Annotated in this window: 10 protein-coding genes, 2 tRNA genes and 1 pseudogene; 12 read left to right on the forward strand and 1 reads right to left on the reverse strand. The window is 42.0% G+C overall.

The genetic code is table 11. The features are described 5' to 3' along the window. Positions 1-163 precede the first annotated feature (163 nt). Together ACQ86K_RS04525 and ACQ86K_RS04530 are read left to right on the forward strand one after the other, a co-directional pair. The gene (locus ACQ86K_RS04525) at positions 164-2,611 is read left to right on the forward strand and encodes a bifunctional YncE family protein/alkaline phosphatase family protein (protein ID WP_091172262.1); all 2,448 of its coding nucleotides are present in this window, start codon (positions 164-166) and stop codon (positions 2,609-2,611) included. A gap of 370 nt (positions 2,612-2,981) precedes the next feature. Further along, a pseudogene (locus ACQ86K_RS04530) lies at positions 2,982-4,164 on the forward strand (acyl-CoA dehydrogenase). Positions 4,165-4,443: 279 nt separating this feature from the next. On the opposite strand, the gene ACQ86K_RS04535 reads toward ACQ86K_RS04530, so the two are convergent. After that, on the reverse strand, positions 4,444-5,358 hold the full coding sequence (locus ACQ86K_RS04535) for a PfkB family carbohydrate kinase (RefSeq protein WP_091172319.1): 915 nt from the start codon (positions 5,356-5,358) through the stop codon (positions 4,444-4,446). A gap of 316 nt (positions 5,359-5,674) precedes the next feature. On the opposite strand from ACQ86K_RS04535, the gene ACQ86K_RS04540 reads away from it, so the two are divergent. The 10 genes from ACQ86K_RS04540 (at position 5,675) to ACQ86K_RS04585 (ending at position 17,314) form a co-directional block, all read left to right on the forward strand. After that, positions 5,675-5,748 (forward strand) — tRNA-Asn (locus ACQ86K_RS04540). A 319-nt stretch (positions 5,749-6,067) separates the two neighbouring features. Continuing rightward, complete coding sequence (locus ACQ86K_RS04545; RefSeq protein ID WP_091172264.1) at positions 6,068-7,174, forward strand: acyltransferase family protein; 1,107 nt, start codon at positions 6,068-6,070, stop codon at positions 7,172-7,174. Positions 7,175-7,398: 224 nt separating this feature from the next. Beyond that, positions 7,399-8,208 (forward strand): 3-keto-disaccharide hydrolase, encoded by an 810-nt coding sequence (locus tag ACQ86K_RS04550; protein WP_091172266.1) that lies wholly within the window; start codon positions 7,399-7,401, stop codon positions 8,206-8,208. A gap of 342 nt (positions 8,209-8,550) precedes the next feature. Continuing rightward, positions 8,551-9,057, forward strand: coding sequence for a ligand-binding sensor domain-containing protein (locus ACQ86K_RS04555; protein ID WP_431199886.1), 507 nt, complete (start codon positions 8,551-8,553; stop codon positions 9,055-9,057). Beyond that, positions 8,961-9,974: a ligand-binding sensor domain-containing protein gene (locus ACQ86K_RS04560; RefSeq protein ID WP_431199887.1), complete on the forward strand. Its 1,014-nt coding sequence runs from the start codon at positions 8,961-8,963 to the stop codon at positions 9,972-9,974. Before ACQ86K_RS04555 ends, ACQ86K_RS04560 begins: the two co-directional genes overlap by 97 nt. Beyond that, a complete protein-coding gene (locus tag ACQ86K_RS04565) occupies positions 9,941-11,113 on the forward strand; it encodes a ligand-binding sensor domain-containing protein (protein ID WP_431199888.1) in 1,173 nt (390 codons plus the stop codon). Before ACQ86K_RS04560 ends, ACQ86K_RS04565 begins: the two co-directional genes overlap by 34 nt. 35 nt (positions 11,114-11,148) lie before the next feature. Beyond that, positions 11,149-12,696, forward strand: coding sequence for a response regulator (locus tag ACQ86K_RS04570; RefSeq protein WP_431200792.1), 1,548 nt, complete (start codon positions 11,149-11,151; stop codon positions 12,694-12,696). Positions 12,697-12,783: 87 nt separating this feature from the next. Further along, a tRNA-Asn gene (locus ACQ86K_RS04575) sits at positions 12,784-12,857 on the forward strand. Positions 12,858-13,052: 195 nt separating this feature from the next. Further along, positions 13,053-13,829, forward strand: coding sequence for a hypothetical protein (locus ACQ86K_RS04580; RefSeq protein ID WP_431199889.1), 777 nt, complete (start codon positions 13,053-13,055; stop codon positions 13,827-13,829). A gap of 50 nt (positions 13,830-13,879) precedes the next feature. Continuing rightward, positions 13,880-17,314, forward strand: coding sequence for an NACHT domain-containing protein (locus ACQ86K_RS04585; RefSeq protein ID WP_431199890.1), 3,435 nt, complete (start codon positions 13,880-13,882; stop codon positions 17,312-17,314). The last annotated feature ends 137 nt before the right edge of the window (positions 17,315-17,451 follow it).

The following is a 17,451-nucleotide window of genomic DNA, read 5'->3' on the forward strand; positions in this document are numbered from 1 at the left end:
CGGCACGTGCCTGAGCTGCGCCGTTTTTTGACCGGTAAAGTTGGTACCGGTTAGCGCCCGCTGATTTCCATTCATTTTGTTACAATCAAGCTGGTGATCTTCGCCCATGATTTAATAATGTATTAATATTGGTGGTCTACTTTTACCGGCATATCATTATCTTATGTCACTAAAAAAAATGCTCTGCCTAATCGTTTTGCTGCTTATCTGCAGCAGGTTCGTTCGGGCGCAAGAGCTTGCCGCTATTGAAAATAAACGGGTAAAATTGCCCAATGGGTGGTCATTAACACCTGTTGGCAAGAGCCTTCCCCTGGGCGATCTGCCCCTGAATATCGTTGTGAGCAAAAGCCATCATTATGCCGCGGTTACCAATAATGGGCAGAGTGTTCAAACCATTCAGCTTTTAGACGCACGTACAGATCGTGAACTGGACAAAGTATTGATCAGCAAAGCCTGGGGAGGCCTGGTTTTTAGTGCAGACGAGCAATCACTCTACGCCTCAGGAGGTGACAATAACTGGATTATTCGTTACGCCATCAATAATGATAAGCTGCTGGCGACTGATACCATAAAACTGGGCGAAGCATGGAGCAAAAAGCCCAATTCGGTATCCATTTCACCTACCGGGCTGGCCCTTGATGATAAGCGCGGTGTTTTATATGTAGTTACCAAACTGGATAACAGCCTGTACCTTATCGATCTCAAAACAAAAACAGTCATTCAGCAGGTTAAATTGGGCACAGAGGCTTATACCTGCCTGTTATCGCCGGATATGTCAAAATTGTACATCAGTCTTTGGGGTGGCGATAAGGTAGCTGTATTTGATACAAAAGAAAATAAACTCACAGATGCAATTGCGGTAGGGGATAACCCCAATGACCTGTGCATTTCCCGGAATGGAAAATACCTGTATGTAGCCAACGCCAACGATAATACAGTATCGGTAATTGACGTGCGCAAAAGTAAAGTACTTGAAACCCTGAACACGGCAGTATCACCTACGCCGCTTAGCGGTACCACCAGTAACTCGGTAGCCCTGAGTAAGGATGGCAAAACATTATACATTGCCAATGCCGATAATAACTGCCTGGCCGTGTTTAATGTAACAAAGCCAGGTGCCAGTCAGTCGCTTGGTTTTGTGCCCACGGGCTGGTATCCCAGCGTTGTGCGTGTTATTGATGATAAATTGTACGTAGCCAATGCTAAAGGCTTTTCGTCGCTGCCTAATCCGCATGGGCCTAACCCGGCAGCCAAAAGTCAAACCGTTGTACTGCATGGAGGCGATCCGTTCAGGCCCGCACGTACAGAATATATCGGCGGCGGCTTATTAATGGGTACTTTGAGCATCATCCCCACGCCAACAGATAAGCAGCTGGCGGTTTATTCGCAGGCAGTAGTTCGTAATACACCTTATCACCGGGAACAGGAAACAGGGGCTTATAGCGAAGAGGGCAATCCCATTCCGGCTAAAGTAGGAGCTGCATCGCCAATCAAATATGTTTTTTATGTTATCCAGGAAAACCGGACGTATGACCAGGTACTGTCAGATATGCCGAAAGGCAATGGCGATACCAGCCTGCTGCTGTTTGGCAAACGGATTACGCCCAATCATCACGCTTTGGCCGAAAACTTTGTGCTGCTGGATAATTTTTATGTAGACGGTGAGGTTAGCGCCGACGGGCATAACTGGAGCCTGGGCGCGTACGCTACTGATTATATGGAAAAAAACTGGCCTACCAGTTATGGCGGCCGCGGCCCGGGTGCTGTAGGCCTCACTGCAAAAAATAAGCTCTACATCTGGGACCAGGCCAACCGGTTCAACGTAACTTTCCGTACTTACGGCGAGTTTATCAATGCAGATAATACGCCGCAGATACCTATCCTGAAAGACCATTTTACAAAAGCCTATCCCACCCGCGACCTGCGTGACCCTGACACCTTGCGGTACCAGGCCTGGGAACATGATTTTGACTCGCTGATGCGCAACAATGCCTTGCCGCGGCTAAATACCATCCGGATGCTGTCAGATCATACGGAGGGCACCACCCCGGGCAGGCCGACACCCTTTGCCCATGTGGCGGATAATGATCTTGCTGTTGGCCGGCTGGTGGAGCATATCAGTAAAAGCCCGATATGGGAAAACAGCGTGATTTTTATACTTGAAGATGATGCACAGAATGGCCCTGATCACGTTGACGCCCATCGTTCACCTGCCTATATGGCGGGGGGATTTGTAAAACGTAATTTTGTTGACCACACCATGTATTCCACTTCGTCGGTGCTGCGTACTATCGAGCTGATTCTCGGGCTGCCGCCTATGACGCAATATGATGCATCGGCTACAGCCATGTGGCGTTGTTTTAATAGAACGCCCGATACCAAACCATTTAACAGCCTGCGTTCAAATATTAACCTTAATGAACTTAATCCTAAGGGCACAAAGCTTGCAGCAATGGCCAGGGGGCTTGATTTTTCGGCAGTTGACCGGGTACCCGACGAGATCATGAACAACATGATATGGAAAGCGATTAAAGGAGAAAATACAATTGTGCCCACGCCGGTACGGGCAGCCTTTGTAAAGGCCGTTCAAAAAGCAGACGATGATGATTAACATAAGAAAAGCCTGATAAGGATGAATGAAAAAATTGTCCAGTCATTTTTATCAGGCTTCCCGCCTCATCAGAGGTTTGGAGATTAGGTTAGCTCATAAAAATTGACGGTATTTCACCTGCAAAGTGATGTACCACCTGGCCTATCGGCTGACTTAAAGCTTCAAAAGCCCCTATGGGACTGCCAGGTTAATCCCTGCTCCAACAATTCCTGAAAAATATTTTTCATCAGTTTCCTCTTCCCGAAACCACTCTATTTTAACTAAACCTATAATTCATACCCAATACCAAATTGTTCTTGATTTGCAGGCTTTTACGGGCAAACCAATCTCGTTTTTTATGCGTTATTTTGTAGTAACCAATTATAAATGTATGGATACTTTGTTAACCGATACCCCCTCAACAGATGGGTATGATTTTGCCATGAACGAAAATCAGCAAATGGTTGGCCAGATGGCCAAAGACTTTGCCGAACGTTATATCAAACCTCATGTAATGGAATGGGACAGAAGCCCAGGTTTTCCCTGTCGACTTATTTAAACAATTGGGCGAGCTTGGCATGATGGGCGTTTTTGTGCCTGAACAATATGGCGGCTCGGGTTTCGGCTATTTTGAATATGTAACCGTGATCAGTGAAATAGCCAAAGTTTGCGGTGCTATAGGTTTATCGGTTGCCGCCCATAATTCGCTTTGTACGGGACATATCCTTGCCTTTGGCAATGAAGAGCAAAAGTTGAAGTGGCTGCCTAAACTGGCCACTGCCGAATGGCTTGGTGCCTGGGGATTAACCGAGGCCAACACCGGTTCGGACGCGCTGGGTATGAACACCACCGCCGTTTTGGATGGTGACCATTATGTAGTGAATGGCTCAAAAAACTGGATAACCCATGGTAAATCGGGCGATGTGGCGGTAGTGATGGTACGTACAGGCAACAAAGGCGATTCGCATGGGATTTCGGCGCTGGTGATTGAAAAAGGTACGCCGGGTTTTACTCATGGCAAAAAAGAAAATAAGCTGGGTATGCGTGCCTCAGAAACCACGGAGCTTATTTTTGATAACTGCCGTGTGCCAAAGGAAAATTTGCTGGGTGTTGAAGGAGAAGGCTTTAAACAGGCTATGAACGTGTTAGACGGCGGCAGGATTTCGATAGCGGCGCTTTCGTTAGGGATTGCAAAAGGTGCTTTTGAAGCGGCGGTTGCTTACGCCAAAGAACGCCGCCAGTTTGGACAGCCCATTGGTAATTTCCAGGGGATAGCATTTAAGCTGGCCAATATGGCTACCGAAATTGAAGCAGCCGAACTGCTGATCATGCAGGCTGCCGATCTGAAAAACCGCCACCTGCCGGTCACAAAACAATCGGCCATGGCCAAATATTTTGCCTCAGAAACGGCAGTGCGTACGGCCACCGAGGCTGTTCAGATCTTCGGTGGGTACGGTTATACCAAGGATTTCCCTGTTGAGAAGTTTTATCGCGATGCCAAACTTTGTACCATAGGCGAAGGCACGAGTGAGATCCAGAAGATAGTGATTAGCAGGGAAGTGTTGAAAGGATAGGGAACCCGGTTATTCTGCCTGTAGTTATTGATTTACAATTATATTATTTGTAAACCCTCTGTATGTAAAACATATAGAGGGTTTATTTTTTGTATTTTAGAGATTCTTCTGAACATACCCTAAAATGCTTTATAAAAGTTCTTTTTTGTAGAGACGCATCACATGCGTTTCTCATAGGGCAAGCTGCTTTTAAGAGCGTTACTATCCATCTTGAATTGCAAACGGGAGATGCGTGTGATGCGTCTCTACATTGAAAATTGATGTTTTTAAGCAGCTATCTTACAATTCAAATTTAGATAAGCCTACAAACTCCTGGATCCGGGCGGCTATTTCCTCTTCGCTAAGGTTTCTTAATCTTTCTGAACCAAATTTTTCAACACAGAATGAAGCCAGGGCCGAGCCAAAAATGATGGCGTTTTTCATGTTGTTGAAATTAATGGTACCTACTTTGGCCATGTAGCCAATAAAGCCGCCTGCAAAAGTATCGCCCGCGCCTGTGGGGTCAAATACTTCGGCCAATGGAAGGGCGGGGGCACTAAAGATCTTATCTTCATGGAACAGCAATGCACCGTGCTCGCCTTTTTTAATGATGATGTATTTAGGGCCCATGGTTAATATTTTGCGGGCGGCTTTAACCAATGAGAATTCGCCTGATAACTGGCGGGCTTCGGCATCGTTAATGGTTAGCACATCCACCAGCTGGATGGTTTTTAAAAGCTCATCAAGGGCAATATCCATCCAAAAGTTCATGGTGTCCATTACAATAAGCTTAGGGCGGTTTTTAAGGCGCGCTATGACAGTTTGCTGCACTTGTGGAGAAAGGTTGCCCAGCATCAGGTATTCGCAATCCTGGTAACTATCAGGGATAATTGGATCGAAAGCTTCCAATACATTAAGCTCGGTTACCAGGGTATCGCGGCTGTTCATGTCGTTATGGTAACGCCCGCTCCAGAAAAATGATTTTTCGCCCTGTTTTACCTGCAGGCCTTCGGTATTAACGTTGTGCTTTTGTAGGTCCTCAATCTCGTGCTGCGGAAAATCATCGCCAACAACCGCTACAATTTTTATTTTATCATAAAAGTAAGAAGCGCCCAAACTTGCAAAGGTTGCAGAGCCGCCTACAATTTTATCGGTTTTACCAAAAGGGGTTTCAATGGCATCAAACGCCACAGTGCCAATAACTAACAAACTCATGTAAAGATATTTATATTTTTTTGCCGCAAATATTGTGAAAATTAAGGGATAATCATTCATTGATGCCAGTTTGCGATGCCAATTTTCATTGGAGAAAATATAATTTAAGCAGTTTCAGAAACCTGGCGGCAGAAAAAAGGGGCTCTGCAGAAAGAATTGCCATCGCTAAAAAATGCCGCAGTGTGTCTTTGGGTTTTAAGTAGCACATAATCAGGGGCTAAAAAAGCCCGTGAAAAATATTTTAATTTTTTTTTAATAAAAATTGTGAAATATCCGTTGAGTTTTTACCTTTGCCCCACTCCAAACCGGATTAGATTCCTGAGTAGCTCAGCCGGTTAGAGCATCTGACTGTTAATCAGAGGGTCGCTGGTTCGAGCCCAGCCTCAGGAGCAAAAGCCTCACATGTCTGTGAGGCTTTTTTTATATCTGATATTCTGCAGATCACTTTGCAGGCGATGATCCCAAAACATGCGAAAATGAGACGATATGCGTGTATTTTGACACGATATGAAGATATCCCGGCATCACTTTCACTTATTTTTACGATCTGAATAAGACTTCAATTATATATTGTTCATGAACCAATCTAACCGATTTAAGTCATTGGTCTTACCGGCCTGTACATGCACAGGAAAGAAAAATACCCGCTGAACATCGGCAACGCATGCTTTAGCGTCCGGCCCAATATCTACCAACTCTAATCTTATACATGGACAATAATAAACTGATTACCAAACCACATTACCCGATACTGGATGGCTTACGCGGTGTTGCAGCCATTATCGTAGTTACCTTTCACCTAACCGAACCATTGGCGAGCGGTCATCTGGATATTATAGTTAACCACGGGTACCTGGCTGTCGATTTCTTTTTCCTGCTGTCGGGTTTTGTTATCGGTTATGCTTATGACGACCGCTGGCATAAAATGACAATCGGCAGTTTTTTTAAACGCCGTATCGAGCGACTTCAGCCTATGGTAATTCTTGGGATGACATTGGGTGCCATAGGTTTTTATTTTACAGATTCTACGCTGTGGCCGCTCATTCATACTGTACCGGTTTGGAAGATGCTGCTGGTAATGCTGATCGGTTATACCATCCTGCCGGTACCGCTGTCTTTGGATATTCGCGGCTGGCAGGAAATGCATCCTCTTAACAGCGTAGGATGGTCATTGTTCTTTGAATACATCGCTAACATTCTTTATGCGGTTTGGATAAGGAAATTTTCAAAAACTACATTGTCGGTTTTAGTATGCGTTGCAGCTGTAGCACTTGCGCACCTGGCTATCACCAATGGAGATGTCAGCGGCGGCTGGACACTTAATGTGGAGCAGGTACGCGTTGGCATTACCCGCACCATATATCCATTCTTTGCCGGCCTGTTGCTTTCACGTATTGCTAAACCAGCCCGCATCAGGCACGCATTTTTATGGTGCAGTGTTTTAATATCGATAGTAATGTATATGCCGCGCATCGGCGGTGCTGCCCATCTTTGGATGAACGGGATCTACGAGTCCGTTTGCATTATTATCATATTTCCGCTTATCGTTTATCTTGGCGCGTGCGGTAAGGTCCATACCCAAATGGAGAGCAGGGTATGCAGGTTTCTCGGCGATATATCCTATCCTCTTTACCTGGTGCATTATCCGCTGGTTTATTTTTACGTGGCATGGATCAGCAATCATAAAGGCATAACCATAGTACAGGCCTGGCCTTATGCCTTAGCTATTTTGATTGGTGCAATTTTCCTGGCATATATTACTTTGAAATGGTATGATGAGCCGGTTCGTAACTGGCTGCGAAAAAAACTTGGCTAAAAAGAGATCTTGAACAAAAGCGGCCTCAGCGTACCTTGACAGGCAAAGCATTAAAGCATTAAAACATGGCCTGAATTTCTTAAATTCGTAGCACAGGAGATAAAACTTCCTGTAAGGCAGGATCAGCAAATTAATATTGAGCTAACTTTCGAAATGCCGGTTAGCAAAGTGTTAGTGAACAAAAGCATTCAATTTATCTATAAAAGCATAATACCTTACCACCTATGAAAATAACACGCGTTTTTATGTTTTCCTGCCTCCTCATATTGGGCTGCGCCGGGCCGAAAAAGCTGGCTGACGCCGGCAATGCCGACAAGGGCTGGACGAAGCTGTTTAACGGGACCGACATTAACGATTGGTTTGTAAAGATCAATCACCACCTGGTTTGCGAAAATTATGGCAATACCTTTCGGGTAGAAGACGGCATGATCAGGGTTAGCTATGATCAGTACGGCGATTTCAACGATCAGTTTGGTCATTTGTATTACAAAACCCCGTTCTCGAACTATCACCTGCGGTTTGAATACCGCTTTGTTGGTAAACAGCAAAAAGGCGCGCCAGACTATACACTCCTTAACAGCGGTGTCATGTTTCATTCACAGGATCCCCGAACTATGTTAAAGGACCAGGATTGGCCGATATCGATAGAAATGCAGTTATTAGGCGGCCTGGGCGACGGGAAACCAAGGCCAACAGGAAACATGTGCTCGCCCGGCACCGATGTTGTTTATAAAGGAAAAGTTTCGCCCGACCATTGTATCAACTCTACTTCAAAAACCTATGACGGTGACCAGTGGGTAAAAGGCGAGCTGATTGTTCAGGGCAACAAATTAATTACTCATATCATCAACGGCGATACCGTACTTCAATATTCAAAGCCTACCATTGGCGGCGGCGTGGCACATGGCTACGATCCGAAGTATAAGCAGGATGGGAAATTATTGAGCAGCGGCTTTATTGCTCTGCAAAGCGAAGGGCAGCCGGTTGATTTCAGGAATATAGAGATTAAACAGCTGCCGGATACTGACCGGTAGGATGTAAACGAAAGCCGGATCGTTATATTTCTCCTGAGTTAACAACAGCCGTTAATTAGGCAAAAACAACACGTTACACGAAACTATTTCCCGTAAATACCGTATCACTGGCAAGCAGGACTAAGTTAAAACAAGCTCCTGGTAACCCGGAATTATTATGAACGTTAAAGGCGGCTTTGTCAATATAAATTCTTGCCCGATAGAACTTATTAAGACTAAATTCCTGAAACCCAACTAAAAAGTTCCGCAACTTAAGAGGCATTTATTTAGCCGCTGCAATGCTTGTTTTGGCTTATAACATCAACCGAATAGAAATACGATAAAACTACCAGCAAAATAATAATGAGGCCAATATTGCTTTTTATCTGGTGTTTATACCTGCTTTTTTCCGGATTATCCTATTCGCAAACACCAGCCCTTAAATTTAAACAGCTTAGTACAAACGAAGGCCTTTCCCAAAGCCATGTAGTAACCATTATTAAAGATAGTCGCGGCTTTATGTGGTTTGGCACCGAAGATGGCCTTAATAAATACGACGGTTATAAGTTTACCCATTATAAGCACGACCAGAATAATAAAGCAACCATCAATGATAACTATGTATTAGCCATAACGGAAGACAGTTATCATAATTTATGGATTGGAACCGAAAGCGGGCTTGACAGATTTGACCGGGCCTCAAATACATTTATCCACTATTCCAATCATTTAACTTTTGCTGTACAGTCTGTTTTTTTGGATAGTAAAAAAGGATGTGGCTGGGCACCAGCAAGGGTTTATATCTGTTTAATGCTGCAAATGGTTCATTTAAAAGATTCACACATGCCGCGAATGGCACAAACAGTATAGCTAACGATTTCATTTACCAGGTTACTGAGGATAATAATGGCTGGTTATGGGTAGGTACCGACGATGGGCTTTACCACTTTAATCCGCAAAACGGTAAGTTTATTGGTTATGTTCATGATCCTGCAAACCAAAACAGCATCGGTGCCAGCTGGGTAAAAGCGGTATACAAAGATAGCAAAGGCAATATTTGGGCAGGTACACATGGAGGAGGCCTGGCATTATATAACAGTAAAAATAATTCGTTTATAAATTTCAAACACGATCCTAATAACAGCAACAGTATTTGCCATAACGATATTCTTTCGATACTCGAAAACAGCGACGGGAAGCTTTGGATAGGGACCGAAAATGGCGGCATAAGTGTGCTCGATTATCCGGCCAATAAATTTACTTGCTACAAATTTGACGCAAACGACCATCACAGCCTGAGCAGTAACTCGGTTTATTGTTTATATAAAGATGATACAGGGAATACCTGGATAGGCACTTATTCGGGCGGTGTTGATTTTTTGCCTGGCTTTGGCGATAAATTTAGTTCCTACAGTCAAAACCCCAACAACCCGAATAGTTTGAGCAACAACAACGTGCTGGCCATCTCCGGTGATGATAGTGACGAAAATATTTGGATAGGCACCGATGGGGGCGGCCTTAATTTATTTAATCGCAAGAAAAAGACCTTTGTTCATTACCTGCATAGTGATAATAACAGCAACACCATAAGTAATAATTATGTAATGGCTATAGTACCAATAAATAAAGATGTTATTGGTATTGGTTATCACATTGGCGGGTTTGACCTGTTTGATAAAAAAAGAGAACCTTTATACATCACATGCCCCAGGCAAATAATCCGCGTAGCCTCTCCCTTTCAGATATCAACAATATGTATAAAGACCGTGACGGCAATATATGGTTAGGGACCTGGAAAGGGGGCCTTAATCATTATAACGTAAAAACCGGTCTCTTTACACGGTACAGGAACAACCCGGAAGATAACAACAGCATAAGCAGTGATATTGTTACATCGGTGTTTCAGGATAAACAGGGCAATATCTGGATAGGCACTGATGATAACGGGTTGAATGTATTTAACCCTAAAACTGGCCGCTTTACGCACTACACGCACGATGAAAGGGATAAACACAGCTTATCAAACAACACTGTCGAGTCGATTATCGAAACCGATAACGGTGATATATGGATAGGTACCAACGGCGGCGGCCTTAACCTGTTTAACAAGCATAACCAAACATTTACTATATACACCGAAAGAGAGGGTTTGCCTAATAATGTGATCTATGCGATTTTGAAAGACCGCAAAGGTAACCTCTGGTTAAGCACCAACAAGGGGATCTCGCGGTTTAATCCGAAAACAAAAGCCATCAGAAACTATGACATTTCTGACGGATTGCAGGGAGATGAATTTAAAGGCCATTCGTGTTTTCAAACTGCCGACGGGGAAATGTTTTTTGGCGGCGTAAACGGATTCAGTACTTTTTATCCCGATAGTTTAAAAGATAATGACTTCGTACCTCCTGTTTATATTACCGGGCTGCAGATTTTCAATAAGGAGGTAAACGCCGGGGCTAAAAACTCCCCGCTTCAAAAAGATATCAGCGAAACAGACTCCATAAACCTATCGTACAAACAATCGGTACTTACATTTGAGTTTGCGGCCCTGAATTATACCATCCCCGAAAAAAACCAATATGCCTACAAGCTGGAAGGATTTGATAAAGAATGGAATGATGTTGGCAATAAAAGAACGGCCACTTACACCAACCTTGATCCGGGTAGTTACACGTTCAGGGTTAAGGCATCAAATAATGATGGCAAATGGAATAACAAAGGCACATTTATCATCATCAATATTAAGCCTCCTTTTTGGCTTACCTGGTGGTTTAAATTAATTGTGGCTTTAATGTTTATTATCAGCGGCCCGGCATTTTATCTTATCCGCACACGTACTATATTAAAGCAAAAGGCCGAGCTTGAGCGCCAGGTAGAAGAACGTACCGGGCAGCTGGCCCGTGCCATAGAAGTTGAAAAAAATTAGCCCTTGAGGCCGAAGAAGCTAACAAGGCTAAAAGCATATTTTTGGCTACGATGAGCCATGAGATCCGCACACCTATGAATGGGGTAATCGGAATGGCTTCCTTGCTGGCCGAAACTCCTTTGGACGAGGAGCAGCGAACTTTTGCCGAATCTATACAAACCTGCGGTGAAGATCTGCTGGCGGTGATTAACGATATTTTAGATTTTTCGAAAATAGAATCGGGCAATATGGAGCTGGAGGAAAAGGATTTTAGCCTGCGCACCTGTATTGAAGAAGTTTTTGATGTTTTTGCCTTAAAAGCGGCCCACCTAAAGCTGGACCTGGTTTACCAGATTGACTATGATGTACCGGCGCAAATTATTGGCGACAGTTTAAGGCTTCGCCAGATCCTGATCAATTTAATCAGTAACGCTATCAAGTTTACCAAAAAGGGTGAAATTTATGTAGCCGTGCATTTGCTCAGCATATCGGATGATAACCACATCGAATTAGGTTTTGAGATAAAAGATACCGGCATTGGTATTTCTGCCGATAAGCTGCACCGTTTATTTAAAGCATTTTCGCAGGTTGACTCGTCAACCACCCGGCAATACGGAGGTACAGGCCTTGGCCTGGTTATAAGCGAACAACTTGTAAAATTAATGGGCGGCAAAATCAGCGTAGAAAGTGAAGTTGATAAAGGAAGTACGTTCAGGTTCTCTATTCACTCGCAAAAAAGTTTACTGCAGGACTCTGTACAAATAAACCACACCATGCAGGGTTTTGAAAAGAGTGAAATTTTGGTTGTTGATGATAATGATACCAATTGCCGGATTTTAAAAGCTCAGCTGGAGCAGTGGCAACTAAGCCCGGTAGTAGCCAAATCAGGCGAACAGGCTCTTGAGATCCTGGCGCGGCAGCAGCATGATTTTAAGCTTGTTATTACCGATATGCAAATGCCCTTTATGGATGGGATTGAACTGGCAACCTTAATACGGGCCAAATACCCCGAATTACCTATAATGCTGTTGAGCTCCATCAGCTATGTTTTCCATAAAGATAACCCCGGTTTGTTTTGTTCTATACTAACCAAACCTGCAAAACAGCATAACTTATACAAGCACATTATAAAGGAACTTGGCAAGCATGTAAATTCTACCACTCATGAGCCGCTGCACAGCGATACTGCAAATCATAAACTGCCTGATAATTTTTCAGAAAGTTACCCATTGAGGATTTTGGTTGCCGAAGATAACCGGATGAACCAAAAACTGATCATGAAGATATTGAGTAAGTTAGGATATGAAGCCGCTTTGGCAGCAGACGGCCTGGAGGTTTTGGATTTAGTTAATAAAAAAATATTCGATGTTATTTTAATGGATGTACAAATGCCCAAAATGGACGGCCTGGAAGCCACGCGAATAATAAAGAAACGTTTCCCCGAACGGCCTTTTATTATAGCGATGACGGCCAATGCCCTCCAATCCGATCTGCAAATTTGTATAGATGCAGGTATGGACGATTATATAAGTAAACCATTTAAATTGGATGATCTGGTTAAAAAACTTGTAAAATGGGCAGGGAAGAATACAAGTGCCACGTAACGCTGAAACAGCAGAATATAACAAGTTGAATAAAATTGTGAAATATCAATGAAAATTATACTTTTGCAATCCCCAACCGGACAACACTCCTGAGTAGCTCAGCCGGTTAGAGCATCTGACTGTTAATCAGAGGGTCGCTGGTTCGAGCCCAGCCTCAGGAGCCTTAATGGGCAAGCACGAAAAACGGTCGCTTGCCCTTCTTTTTTCCGTAAATGATCGCTAATTACGTTTTTACGCGCGAAAACCTAAAATTAACCATTCATAGATTAATAACAATGTGTGGATGTATACTGAACTTTAGGAGATAGTTAGAAACATCCCAAAACAGCTATCTTTACCAGAAATGTAAACCTGTCATGGTCGATACCCTCGAAATAAAAGTTTTTGTCTCTTGTCCTAGTGATGTTACACCGGAGAAAGATACTATTAAAGCGATTTGTGAGAACCTGAATAACTTCAATATGAATAACAAACGGAAGGTCAGGTTTCGGGTGTTAGATTTCAGGGATATTGTTGCCGATATGGATGGCCGACCCCAAGAACAAATCAATATGATTTTCTCGGACTATGATATTTATATTGGTCTGTTATGGATGCGTTTTGGTACTCCAAGTGGAGCAGATGATCCACTAACAGGTAAAGCCTATTTAAGCGGTACTGAAGAAGAATTTCGCTTTGCTTATCAACGTAAGCAGGCAGGCGAAAACATAAATGTTTACCTTTTATTCAAAGCGCCGAGCGCTATTAAAGGCGGGGCTTCAGAAACCAGACAACTTTTGCAGGTTCAGGAGTTTTATGAAGAGGTTTGCAATTTGGGGTGGGTTATGAAATTCCCGATTACACCGACGCATGATTTTTATAATAAGATCTCTACGATTTTAATGAACCGCGCGGAACAAGTAGATCAGCAAGAGCTTATCAATGAAAAAGCCGCATTTCTAAGTACACACTCATCTGAAGCTATGCCGGCTACTCTACGAAATCCTGCAGAGTTTATCACTAAGGCACCCAAAATAGACACGACTATACCCCGGATATTATTATCGTTTGAGGGACAGAAAGATCCTGTAACAGCTTACATAGAACGAACTGGTGACCTGGAATTAATTAAGTTGGTCAAGGAAAAAAACTAGTCGTTCTATTAGGTAATGCTGGTTCAGGAAAATCAACCGAATTAGCAAAATTGGCTCACTTTTATGCTACCGAAAAAACTCCATTTATACCTGTCTACAGTCGGATGAATACTTATGTAGAAGAAGATATCCGGGATTTTCTTCCAACTGGTTGGGCTGATATTCCAGAAAATACCGCACTGATAATCTTGGATGGATTGGATGAAGTTCAGCCTAAGCATTTTAACACGGCAGTCAGGAAAATTTTAAGTTTTATAGAAGACTTTCCAAATGCACATATCGTAGTGTCTTGCAGAACCAATTTTTATCATTTACCGGATAAGCATTCGGGTGGTACTTTGCCTGATTTTGGCATCTATTTTCTGGCACAAGTTAGTGACGCGCAAACAAAAGGGTTTGCGGAAGAACAATATCAACTGGACTATCAAGCGTTTAGAAAGGGAGCTTATGATCGTGGGTTCCAGGAGTTCACGAGCCAACCGTTCTTCTTAAGAATATTATTAGAGCAATTTAAGAAACGGGGCGATTTGGCTCTTAATCGTGTTGATTTGCTTAATATACTATTAGACGAACGTATTACGCTGGATCAACAACATTTTGAATTAACCACCAACCTGAAAGACCATAAGGAACATATCTTACAGCTACTTCAAAAGATTGCGCTTTGTATGGAATATTTAGGGCGTAATTTTCTTTCATTTAATGAACTATTGAAAGTGCTGCCAACCCCTGAAGATCTGCAATTGGTAAAATTTTCAACAGCATTCCGTAGCATGGAGGATGGCACGAATAATTGGGGTTTTGAACATAATAATATTCAAGAGTTCCTTGCGGCGAAAGCGCTGCTAGCTTTCGATTTGGAGCGTATAAAGACTTTTCTATCCTTCAAAAACGAGCGTATCAAACCAAGTTGGTTAAATACATTATTTTTTCTAATAAGTTTATTACCAGACGCCAAGCGGAATGATTTGATCGACTGGATATTGACCATTGAACCTGAAGTGTTAGTACGTGTAGAACCTGACAAAGTAAGTTCAGCTACAAGGTTCGAGATTTTTAAAACGATTTTCAATCACTACAAAGCGCAACGTGTGTGGTTGCGCTCTAATAAATTTTCCGATCTAGAGTTAGCAACATTTGGCGAAAGTGACGACGCGGTTGATTTTTTGGTTGCTGAACTTAATAACAACGAAAATGCACATACAACCCGCTTCAACGCGATGAATATTCTTAAGTATTTTAAGCTGAGCGGCGATTATCTCAACAAAACAAAGGATGCGATATGGCAACATATTATTGAAAATACAGACGATCAACATATCGTACACAGCGGTATTTATGCGTTAGATTCCTTGGGGGTAGTAAATGCAGAAATGATTGCCGAATTGATGAAACTGTTCGGCAAACGCAGTAATCAATATATTCGTTCAGCCTTATACCGGGTTATCATTGAAACTGGTATGGTCGATGATTATGTAGAATACTTTATAAGTGGTTTTGTGGATGAATTAGACCCAAACGATCGTGGACAAGTAAGTTTGATGGACGAAGATATACTGTTAAGAGAGGGTTTAACTAACATTAAAGATGCTGCGAACATTAAAAAATTACTTGAGTTGTTTGAGAACCCTTATGACCGTCGCATCATAAACTTTTTTGAGAAAAACAAAATACTTGAAAATTTAATCGGGAGGGCTGCAAGCATCTATAAAGCCCACCCTGAACTCTCTGAAGATGTCTACAGAACTTATCTAGCTTATGGCCGGCATTCAGAAGAATTTACCGCGCAAGCCATATCAGTATATTTTCAAAAAACCGGGCAAACTAATGCTGTTTTTCAGCGGATCTTTAGCGATAAGAAAATCGAGGATTACGAAAAAGGTTTACTACTGAGGCATTTAGTTAATCAAGAAAATATCGATTATGTCATTGACCAATATAACACACACAACGCCACTAATGAAGATTTGTTAAAATTCTATAATAATCTTCGGTGGAATATATACCGAACGGATAAGAACGCTGAATTGGAATATCTTACTGAGAAATTGAATGAAGAAACGCAGGTACTCAACAATTTTAATGATATTGATTATGCTAAGATTCGGTTAGAAAATGAGCAAAAGAGCTTTGACTTATATTTTAATGTAGACGCTTTCACCAATGAACTTGTTCAATTTTTTCAGACAAATGAAATTACTGACTTGGATTGGGATACCTTATGGCAATTTCAATATAATCGTAATGATAGAAATTATCACGTTCCCGAAGCTATTCATGAATTATTAATAGAGTTTACCCGTGATAAACAAAGTGCTGATTTAGCATCGGTATTGAAATTTGTGAACGATGAAGAACGTTTTGCTAATTATAGATTTTCAAAAATTAAAGACAAGATTAACAGCCGGCCAGATATTTTAGTTAGCGAAGAACAGATAGAGACAATTACAGCTTGGGTACAACACGTAATTGTGAATACAGATATTGCTAACGCGATCAGAGTTGAAAGTAGTAACCGTACTACTTACAGTAAGTTAGCGATGGTACTATGGGCGTTTATAAAAAATTATAAAATCCCTGTAGTCGCAGAGAAGCTACTTGACTTTACTTTGTTCGATGAAGTTAGAAACAACGAATATCAAGGGTTAGAATTTAGTGCAATTGAAAATCAGTTGGGTAAAGATGCGGTACAAGCCCGGGTACATGATAATTTATTAGCAGGGATTGAATACGATCAGTCTTGGCGAAATAACGCGATATATGCGCTCGAAAATAACATTCCAAATACGATCGGAAGTATTATTAACAGTTTGTTTGATAATCGCAAATCTGAATATTCTCGACGAGCGGTATTAAAAATATTTTTGCAACAGGGTGGCAACCCGGAACTGTTATTGGTTGGATTAAAAATGACGCCCAACAGCGATATGTTGTGGGACATTGTGCGTGAAATCAAAGACTACACAGCTATCGATGCCGATTTGCGGAAGTTTTTAAGTGAAAAGTTAACTAATGGTTATCTTCAGCCACAAGAAAAGTTTCGTGCCGCCACTTACTTAACAGAGAAAGGCGATAAGGAGGGTACAGCTTCCTATTTAAACTATCTTCTTGAAACTGCCAGTCCAAATTTTGATTTTTATCATCAATCGCAGATAATGCGTCAAATCAAGGACATTGAATTTCTCCCTATCTTATTGGAATTACTTAAAAAAGCCAATCAGGAAGAATTTAAGCAGGATGACTTTAATCGTTTTGATAGTATCGTTTCTGACACTTTATATAACCTTGGATTAACTTCTGAGGAAAACCTGTCCAAAGTAAAAACTGCGCTTGAAGATTTCATTAAGAATAACGACGGACAAATTAAGAACGTTAATTTTCTTCATCCAATGATTGAGCGAATGGAGTTTAACTTCTATTTGGCTCAGTCGCAATCAAATGATATACAAGATGCCTTATCTGAAGTGGCTAAACTGTATCAATAATACAATACAGTCTTACCATGAAGATGTAATGGGTAATATATGTTTAAATATCAAAGTACTCTGACAAAATATTATATAAAAGCATTGATAATCATTATTATTTTTACTTTCGAACAAGGAATTGAGCGCCCCAGTTT

Origin of the sequence: Mucilaginibacter sp. P19, assembly GCF_050632265.1 — a bacterium.
GTDB classification, from domain to species: Bacteria; Bacteroidota; Bacteroidia; order Sphingobacteriales; family Sphingobacteriaceae; genus Mucilaginibacter; species Mucilaginibacter gossypii.

Coding starts and splice junctions, on each gene's coding strand:
- ACQ86K_RS04525 (WP_091172262.1), top strand. CDS start 164: ATGTCACTAAAAAAAATGCTCTGCCTAATCGTTTTGCTGCTTATCTGC.
- ACQ86K_RS04535 (WP_091172319.1), bottom strand. CDS start 5,358: ATGAGTTTGTTAGTTATTGGCACTGTGGCGTTTGATGCCATTGAAACC.
- ACQ86K_RS04545 (WP_091172264.1), top strand. CDS start 6,068: ATGGACAATAATAAACTGATTACCAAACCACATTACCCGATACTGGAT.
- ACQ86K_RS04550 (WP_091172266.1), top strand. CDS start 7,399: ATGAAAATAACACGCGTTTTTATGTTTTCCTGCCTCCTCATATTGGGC.
- ACQ86K_RS04555 (WP_431199886.1), top strand. CDS start 8,551: ATGAGGCCAATATTGCTTTTTATCTGGTGTTTATACCTGCTTTTTTCC.
- ACQ86K_RS04560 (WP_431199887.1), top strand. CDS start 8,961: ATGTGGCTGGGCACCAGCAAGGGTTTATATCTGTTTAATGCTGCAAAT.
- ACQ86K_RS04565 (WP_431199888.1), top strand. CDS start 9,941: ATGTATAAAGACCGTGACGGCAATATATGGTTAGGGACCTGGAAAGGG.
- ACQ86K_RS04580 (WP_431199889.1), top strand. CDS start 13,053: ATGGTCGATACCCTCGAAATAAAAGTTTTTGTCTCTTGTCCTAGTGAT.